The sequence below is a fragment of the Pseudomonas sp. BF-B-15 genome (genome assembly GCF_019946675.1).
Lineage (GTDB): Bacteria > Pseudomonadota > Gammaproteobacteria > Pseudomonadales > Pseudomonadaceae > Aquipseudomonas > Aquipseudomonas migulae.
This window is the reverse complement of sequence record NZ_JAGYFZ010000161.1, coordinates 1-8,078: the sequence shown is the minus strand read 5'-3', so window position 1 is coordinate 8,078 and position 8,078 is coordinate 1. Positions and strand designations below refer to the sequence as shown.

Sequence of the window (8,078 nt, the reverse complement as noted above, 5' to 3'; positions counted from 1 at the left end):
GGCCCACGGAGCAGGACCGGAGCGAGGGCATGCCGAGCCTAGGCGAGGCACCGAACGAAAGGGGCAAGAGCCCTTTGGTTACTTTGGGGCTTTTCCAAAGTGACTCGCCGTAAGGGCGAAACCAATACCCGCCGTTACCGCAGCAACGGATATGCCCCATTCAAAGCCCACGGTTAGCGCCCAAGTGAACAGCATTGCGCTCCCACAGGCAGGGATCAGCGGACAATTTTGTCCACATGAATCCCCAGCTTCTTCAACCGATACCAGAAGCTGCGCTCGGAAATCCCAATCAACTGCGCCGCCGCTGCCTGCACGCCGTTGCTCTGTGCCAGCGCCGCCAGAATGTAGGTTTTTTCCACCTCGGCCAGCGCCGCTTCCAGGTCTGCCGGTACGCTGCCCTCAGCGATCAACGTGCCGCCGTCGGCGGAGCTTGAAGCAAACAGATACGCCGGCAGGTCTTCCTCTTCAATCACCGCGCCCGAGGCGACAATGGTCGCCCGTTCCACGCAGTTCTGCAGTTCGCGAATATTCCCTGGCCATGAATACCGGGCCATGGCCTGCAACGCTTGCGCGCTGAAACCGCTGAAACGTTTGCCGGCCGCAGCCCCTAGCGTGTGGGCGAAATGCCGGGCCAGCGGCGCAATGTCTTCAACCCGTTCGCGCAGGGCCGGCAGCGGAATCGGGAAGACGTTGAGGCGGTAGTAGAGGTCTTCGCGAAACTCTTTGTTGGCCACCGCGTCCAGCAGGTTTTTGTTGGTCGCCGCGATCACCCGTACATCGACCTTGCGCTCGCGCGGATCGCCCACCGGTTCGATCACTCGCTCCTGTAAGGCCCGAAGGATTTTTGCCTGCAAGGCCAGCGGCATTTCGCCGATTTCATCGAGAAACAGCGTGCCCTTGTCAGCTTGCTGGAAGCGCCCGACGCGATCCGCCACCGCGCCGGTAAATGCGCCTTTGCGGTGGCCGAACATTTCGCTTTCCAGCAGCCCTTCGGGGATCGCCGCGCAGTTCACCGCGACAAAAGGTTTGTCGGCGCGATTGCCGTGGGTGTGGATCGCCCGGGCGACCATTTCCTTGCCGGTGCCGCTTTCGCCGGTCAGCAGAATGGTCGCGTTGCTTTCGCGCACCGAGTCGATGGCGTGCAGCACCCGCCGAAAGCTTGGGCTGTCGCCGATCAGGCTGTCGATCTGCCGGTGCTCGTCGAGCTCGGCGCGCATGCGCTGGTTGTCTTTGAGAATGTCGCGAAATTGCAGGGCCTTGTTGACGGTGATGTCCAGCTCGTCGATGTCGAACGGCTTGGCGATGTAGTCGAAGGCGCCGTTGCGCATCGACTGCACGGCGTTTTTCACCGTGCTGTAGGCGGTCATGACGATCACCGGTAACTGCGGAAAACGGCTTTTGATTTCTGCCAGCAGTTGCGGGCCGTCCATGCCGGGCATGCGCCAGTCGCTGATCACCAGGTCGATGTCTTCGCACTCCAGCACCTTGAGCGCGTGCAGGCCGTTGCCGGCGGTGAACACCACAATGTCGTTCTGACTGAGCGCCGAGGCCAGCAGGTCGCAGAGCTTGGGCTCGTCGTCGACCACCAGTACGTTATGTGTCATCGCTGCCCTCGTCGAAGTCTTCACCGTTGGCCGGAATGTACAGGGTGAATGTGGCCCCGGCATCTTTTTCACTGACGCATTCGATGCGCCCGTCATGACTCTCCATGATCGAGAACACCTTGGCCAGACCCAGCCCGGTGCCCGAGGCCTTGGTGGTGACGAACGGTGTGAAGATCCGTTCGAGCATGTCCGGTTCGATGCCTTGGCCGGTGTCGCTGATGCTGATCACCGTGTAGTGCCGGTCGCTGCTGATGCCCAGGGTCAGCCGCCCGCCGTCGGGCATGGCGTCGATGGCGTTAACGATCAGGTTCAGGCCGGCCTGCTTGATTTGCCGCGCGTCGGCGTAAAGCGTCGCGGTGGGCGATTGATCATCGATTTGTACATCGATGTTGTGGCTGGCCAGCTCCGGCGCGCAGAAGCCAACCAGTTCATCCACCAGCGGGCGGGCCAGTTGGGTCGAGCGCATCGGTGCGCTGGGTTTGGCGAAGTCGAGGAAGTCGGTGATCAGGTCGTTGATCCGGCTGACTTCGCTGACCACGTATTCCAGATGACGCTTGTCGGTCTCGGGCAAATCGGCGCGTCGGTGCAGCAGTTGCGTGGCGGTTTTGATGATGCCCAGCGGGTTGCGGATTTCATGGGCCAGGCCCATCGCCACTTCGCCCAGCGCATGCAGGCGGTCACGCCGACGCAGTTGCGATTCCAGATGCTGCAACTCGCCGAGACGTTCGCTCATGTGGTTGAAGGTGCTGCTCAGTTCCGCCAGTTCGTCGCCGCCGGTGACCGGCAGGCGTTGGCGATAATCCCCGGCGATCACCGCTTGTACGCCTTTGGACAACCCGCGCAACGGCTTGGTCAGGCGCTGCGAAACCAGCCAGCCGACCGCCAGGGACGCCGCCGAGCTGAGCAGGAAAATCAGGATGAACAGGTTGCTCTGATTGACCAGCCCGACCAGGCTGGTGTGGCGCAGCAGGCCGCTGAAAATCACCCCTTGCAGCTCGCCGTTTTCGTTGAGGATCGGCCGGTAGATACCGCTGTAGCGGTTGGTGAACTGTTCGATCGGCTGCTTGGTGCTGCGCAGGATCTGTTCGATTTTTTCCGGTACGGCCGCCGGGTGATCCTCGAAGCGCTGGGTGGAAAAAATCTCCGAGAAGTCATTGGCCTTGGCCAGATACAGGCGCAGGTCCAGCGAGTGCACGTCGGCCACGCTGGTGAGGAAACTGTTGTCGAGGTAGGTGGCGATCACCAGTTTGTAATCGACGCCGTCCTGATCCGTTTCGAAGGTCGAGACCACCGTGCCGGTCGCCACGCCACCGACTTGCAGGGTTTGCAGCACCGCCTTGGGCGCGGTACTGATCTGGCGGACGATGTCGTCGGCGGCGGTGCTGAACACCACTTTGTGATCGCTGGTGCGCACCAGCGCCACGACGTCGATGCCCATGGAGTCGGCGATGTCGGTGGTCAGCTTGTCGTGTTTGTTCGCCAGCCGATCGGTGGGCGGGCGCGTGTAACGCAAGAACAGCTGCGCGACCCGGGCGTTGTCGCGCAGGATTTCGCTGATCTCGTCCTCGACGATCTTGGTCGATTCCTGCAGCCAGATGCGTACGTTGCTGTCGAAAATCTGCGACAGCGTGGTGGCCGCCAGTTCGGCGGCGATCATCGTCGGAATGACGCTGACCAGCCAGAATGCCAGCACCAGTTTGCGCTGCAGGCTCCAGCCGGAGAGGGCGAAAGGTCGAGCGTTGGTGCGTGAGTCTTTGGTCATTGTGCTTCGCTTATTGCTGCTCGCTGATCGCGGCGGCCATGGCAGGGTCGGAACGGTCCGGTCGGATAAACAGTTTCACCACACGCAACAGGCTGTCGAGCAAGCGGTTGCGATGGCGGAAAAACACGGTGTTGCCGGTAAACGAGCAACCCAGGCGCAGCTTACTGGCATAACCGGCCTGGCCGCACGCGTAGATCGGGATGCCGTGCTCAATACAGTAGTCGACATTGGCCAGCCAGCTGCGCACGTAGAGATTGTGTTCGCGGGTCTGGGCCAGGTCGTGGGCGAAGAACTTGTCGACCAGTCGCAGTTCGTCGAACAGCACAAGGTTGAACGCCACCAACTCTTCGCCGACCCAATACAACACGCACGCGGCACGTTCATCGAGGTGTTCCAGGACCTGGCGGAAGTAGCCGGGCGGCAGGCGTTCGAAAGTCAGGTCGCTGCGGCTCAGCGTGGCCTCGTAAAGCGCCATCATGCGCGGCAGCAGGTCATCGACCGAGCGCCGCCATTCGATGCGCGGCCCCTGGCCACGCAGGGTGCGGCGCAGGTCTTTGCGGGTGGATTTGCCGAGCGTGCCGAGGTAGGCGTCCACCGAGCCAAAACGGATCGGCAGCTCGGCGCTGGGCAGGCCGGGCATGCTTTGCAGACCCGCGTCCTGACACACCTGCAACCATTGCGGGTCGCGGTGAGAGGCATCCTTGACGGCCAGCAAACCGACCCCGGCCTGATCGGCATCGTGGCGCGCCAGCCGTAATAATTGCTGAAGCAGGTCCACGCGCCGGTCCGCGTCGATGTGTGGCGCGGTCCCGACATGGCACTGCTCGGCCACCGGCGAACCGAGGGCATACAGGCGCACATCGAACAGCCCCGGCCACACACCGCGCAGCCGTTCGCTGATGCGTTTGCCCAGCCCCTGAACCGTGGTGTCCAGCGAGTAAGCGGTGGTGAACGCCACGGCCGCCGCGATCAGTACCTCGTCTTCGTACAGCGCCAGATAGCGCCATTGAAAGTCTGCGATGCCGGCCCGTTCAACCGCCCGGTAGTAATTCCAATCCTCCAGCTCGGCAGGGAAACAGGCATTCCAGGCATCGCGGTCGATGGCCTCGATCGTCGAAAAGGCAAGGGCTGTGATCACATCGTTTCCTTGAGTCAGGCCAGTTGCCGATAGTCCTGGCGCATGGGTTTGGGGGCGCAGCGCTGTTGAATGAAACGTTGCCGGATGAAGTCCGCGCTCAGCTCCACCACGCGGCGGTATTGCAGGTCGACGGTGATCATGTGGTAGCAGTCGTCGAGCAGCACCTTCACCACCGGACCGCCGAGTTTGCGTTCCACATAATCGGCGTTCCAGCGGCTGGTGATGTCGTCTTCGCGCGAGTGCAGCACCAGCGTTTGCGTGGTGATCTGCGGCATGCGTTTTTTCACCGCCGCCACCAGTCGATGCAGTTCCCGGACACTCACCCCGGACATGGTCAGCAGCCCGGCGTTGCTGCTTTCTCCGGCCTTCATCTGCCGTTCGACGACCGCTCGCAAGCGTTCGTCCTTGATGCCAAAAGGTGATTTTTCGTTGAAGCGGCACAGGTGCACACCAAACGGAATCGCCATCAGCAACGGCGTGAGCACCGCGACTTTGGGCATGTTCCAGCCGTCGTAGCGCAGGGTCGTCGAATACAGCAACAAGCCTTCGATCTGCCCCGGATGCTCGGCGGCGAGGTACATCGACAGCACCGCGCCCATCGACAAACCGCCGACGAACACGTGCTCGTGTTTGCGTCGCACACCGATGAAGGTATTGCGTGCGCTCTCGTACCAGTCACGCCAACCGGTGGCTTGCAGGTCGGCGTTGTCTCCGCAGTGTCCGGCCAGCGTCGGCACGTACACCGTGCAGCCGGCCTTGGCCAGGCCGATGGCGACCCGACGCAACTCGGTCGGGGTGCCGGTGAGGCCGTGGATCAACAACACCGCGACCTCCCCGCTGCCGAGAACGAAACCGGCGCTGCCTTCGCCCATGTCGATCTCTTGCTCGTTCATCGTGTCATCGCCCGATGCAGCAAGCGGTCGAGCAGGGCGATGCCCAAATCGATTTCCGGATAGCTGATTTCCAGCGACGGCGCGAGGGTGATGACGTTCTTGTAGTAACCGCCCACATCGAGAATCAGGCCCAGGCGTTTGCCGTCGATTTCGATGTCGCCCTTCATGCCTTCTTCCACCATGAAATCGAGCGTGGCCTTGTCTGGCGTGAAACCGTCCGGGCCGCAGATTTCGCAGCGCAGCGCCAGGCCCAGGCCGTCGACGTCGCCGATGATCGGGTAGCGTTTCTGCAAGTCTTTCAAGCCTTCGAGGAAGTACTTGCCCTTGTTCATGACCATCGCGCCGTAGTCGACTTCGCTGGTCATCTTGAACATTTCCAGGCCCACCGCCGTGCCCAACGGGTTGGAAGCGAACGTCGAGTGGGTCGAGCCTGGCGGGAAGATTTTCGGGTTGATCAGCTCTTCTTTTGCCCAGATGCCGCCCAGCGGATTGAGGCCGTTGGTCAGCGCTTTGCCGAAGACGATAACGTCGGGTTTGACGTCGAAGTGCTCGATCGACCACAGCTTGCCGGTGCGATAGAAGCCCATCTGGATTTCGTCGACCACCATCAGAATGCCGTGCTGGTCGAGCACATGCTTGAGTTCGCTGTAGAAGTTCATCGGCGGAATCACGTAGCCGCCGGTGCCCTGGATCGGCTCGACGTAGAACGCGGCGTATTCGCTCTGGCCGACTTTCGGGTCCCAGACACCGTTGTATTCGGTCTCGAACAGGCGGGCGAATTGCTGCACGCAATGGCTGCCGTATTCTTCTTTGGTCATGCCTTTCGGGCCACGGAAGTGGTACGGGAACGGGATGAAATTGGCGCGCTCGCCGAAGTGGCCGTAGCGGCGGCGATAGCGGTAGCTGGAGGTGATCGACGAGGCGCCGAGTGTACGCCCGTGGTAACCGCCCTCGAACGCGAACATCAGGCTCTTGCCGTTGGTGGCGTTACGCACGACTTTCAGCGAGTCCTCGATGGACTGCGACCCGCCGACGTTGAAGTGCACGCGACCGTCGAGGCCGAATTTTTTCTTCGCGTCGACCGCGATCATTTCCGAGAGCTCGATCTTGCCTTTATGCAGGTACTGGCTGGCGATCTGCGGCAGCGTATCGATCTGCTGTTTCAGCGCATTGTTCAGGCGCGGGTTGGCGTAACCGAAGTTGACCGCCGAGTACCACATTTGCAAATCGAGGTAGGCCTGGTCTTCGGTGTCCCAGACGTAGGAGCCTTCGCATCGGCTGAAGATACGCGGCGGGTCGATGTAGTGAACGGTGTCGCCGTAGGAGCAGTATTTGGCTTCTTTATCCAGGAGGATCTGGTCTTCTGCAGTAGCGATTCGAATATCAGACATGGTGGAGGAGTTCCTGTGTTTCAACGTTGAAAGAGGTGGCATTGGCGGCGTTGGCGCTTGGCAGCAAGGCCAGCAGCGCCGGCAGTTCAGCGAAGCTGTCGAAGCGCGCATAGGCGATGCCGTTGCGCTCGCAGTGCTCGGCCAGGCGATCCTTGGCGAACACGAAATCGGCGGTGGCGGCCACGCACATGTCGGACTGGCCGTCGCCGATTACCAGTACCCGTTTGGTGCTGGGGGTGGACTTGCATTTGCAGTTGCCGGAGGCGGCGCGGCAGGCGTCGCTGGCATGCGGGAAGTCGATGCGCCAACTGTCGTGATCGAGTTGGCGCAGGCGATTGGCGAGGATCGGCAAGAGGCTGACGTAGTTGCGCGCCAGGATCCGTGCGATGCCTTGCTCGATGCCGTCGCTGACCACTTCGAGGGAGGCACCGAGGCCGATCACATGGTCGACGAAGTCGGGGAAGTCCGGGTCGATCTCGACCGTGTCGAAGAACCCGAGCAGCTCGGACGGTGTGGCCTTGACCAGCGAGAGCTGGCGGCTGAGGCATTCACGGGAACCGATGTCGCCCGCCAGCCACTCGTTTTCGATCGCTTCCCAGCTCGGGTCGGCGAACCGTTGGAGGATGCTGTCGATCACGTCGGTGCGGGTGATGGTCCCGTCGAAATCACACACGATATGCCAGTCAATCATCTGCGTTACCTATCTTGTAAAAAGTGTGCGCCGGGTGTGCTGTCTGCGCTGCACAGGGGGTAGAGCAGGGACTGTGCCAACCGGGTTTGGCCCAGCGGGGGCGGGGTTCTGGCGTGTGTTCGTGGCGGCGAAGCTACAATTTTTGTAGGTCGCTACAAACAACATGAGTGCTTGCGCCGGGAGCGCGATCCGGGGATTGATGCGCGCATGTCCCGTTCAAGGAATTGCCTCATGTCGAGGATTACTGTTGCTCTATTCGCCGCGCTGACGTGCCTTTCGGCCAACGTTTCAGCAGACGGCATCACCGGCGAAGCAGGGGTTGGCCTCAGCTATCAGCCGCACGACCCAACCGGCAGCCGTTACGAAACCCGGCCCGTGCCGTACCTCGATCTGGACTGGGGCGATGTCAGCCTGAGCACCGATGACGGGCTGACCTGGGACGCGTTCAACGCAAGTGGCTTCAGCGCCGGGCCGTTCCTGAATTACCTGCCGGGACGGACCTCCAACGGTGAGCTGCAAGGCTTGCGCGATGTGCCGGACATGGGCGAAGTGGGCGGGTTTGTGCAGTACGCGCCGGCCGACTTCTGGCGGGTATTTGC

7 protein-coding genes are annotated in these 8,078 nt (G+C 61.7%); 1 reads left to right on the top strand and 6 read right to left on the bottom strand.

Features of this window, described 5'->3' with window-relative positions; all coding sequences use genetic code 11:
- Positions 1 to 215: 215 nt before the first annotated feature.
- Genes KGA97_RS28330 through KGA97_RS28305 form a run of 6 tightly spaced genes read right to left on the bottom strand, consistent with a single transcriptional unit; the run spans position 216 to position 7,479 of the window.
- Positions 216 to 1,604: a sigma-54-dependent transcriptional regulator gene (locus KGA97_RS28330; RefSeq protein ID WP_192228566.1), complete on the bottom strand. Its 1,389-nt coding sequence runs from the start codon at positions 1,602 to 1,604 to the stop codon at positions 216 to 218.
- A complete protein-coding gene (locus KGA97_RS28325) occupies positions 1,594 to 3,366 on the bottom strand; it encodes a sensor histidine kinase (RefSeq protein WP_223437430.1) in 1,773 nt (590 codons plus the stop codon). The genes KGA97_RS28330 and KGA97_RS28325 overlap by 11 nt, the downstream gene beginning before the upstream one ends.
- Before the next feature lie 10 nt (positions 3,367 to 3,376).
- Positions 3,377 to 4,504 (bottom strand): GNAT family N-acetyltransferase, encoded by a 1,128-nt coding sequence (locus KGA97_RS28320; protein WP_223481909.1) that lies wholly within the window; start codon positions 4,502 to 4,504, stop codon positions 3,377 to 3,379.
- Positions 4,505 to 4,518: 14 nt separating this feature from the next.
- Positions 4,519 to 5,397: an alpha/beta hydrolase gene (locus tag KGA97_RS28315; protein WP_008040846.1), complete on the bottom strand. Its 879-nt coding sequence runs from the start codon at positions 5,395 to 5,397 to the stop codon at positions 4,519 to 4,521.
- Positions 5,394 to 6,788 carry an aspartate aminotransferase family protein gene (locus KGA97_RS28310; protein WP_008032198.1) on the bottom strand — a complete coding sequence of 465 codons (1,395 nt, stop codon included), beginning with the start codon at positions 6,786 to 6,788 and terminating at the stop codon, positions 5,394 to 5,396. The genes KGA97_RS28315 and KGA97_RS28310 overlap by 4 nt, the downstream gene beginning before the upstream one ends.
- The gene (locus KGA97_RS28305; protein WP_192228570.1) at positions 6,781 to 7,479 is read right to left on the bottom strand and encodes an MtnX-like HAD-IB family phosphatase; all 699 of its coding nucleotides are present in this window, start codon (positions 7,477 to 7,479) and stop codon (positions 6,781 to 6,783) included. Before KGA97_RS28305 ends, KGA97_RS28310 begins: the two co-directional genes overlap by 8 nt.
- Positions 7,480 to 7,710: 231 nt before the next feature.
- Here KGA97_RS28305 and KGA97_RS28300 point away from each other — a divergent pair.
- Positions 7,711 to 8,078: MipA/OmpV family protein (locus KGA97_RS28300; RefSeq protein ID WP_223481908.1), on the top strand; the 368-nt coding region annotated here is incomplete at its 3' end.

What these genes read in the sequence shown, in the direction of transcription:
- KGA97_RS28330 (WP_192228566.1), bottom strand. Translation starts at nt 1,604, where the DNA reads ATGACACATAACGTACTGGTGGTCGACGACGAGCCCAAGCTCTGCGAC.
- KGA97_RS28325 (WP_223437430.1), bottom strand. Translation starts at nt 3,366, where the DNA reads ATGACCAAAGACTCACGCACCAACGCTCGACCTTTCGCCCTCTCCGGC.
- KGA97_RS28315 (WP_008040846.1), bottom strand. Translation starts at nt 5,397, where the DNA reads ATGAACGAGCAAGAGATCGACATGGGCGAAGGCAGCGCCGGTTTCGTT.
- KGA97_RS28310 (WP_008032198.1), bottom strand. Translation starts at nt 6,788, where the DNA reads ATGTCTGATATTCGAATCGCTACTGCAGAAGACCAGATCCTCCTGGAT.
- KGA97_RS28305 (WP_192228570.1), bottom strand. Translation starts at nt 7,479, where the DNA reads ATGATTGACTGGCATATCGTGTGTGATTTCGACGGGACCATCACCCGC.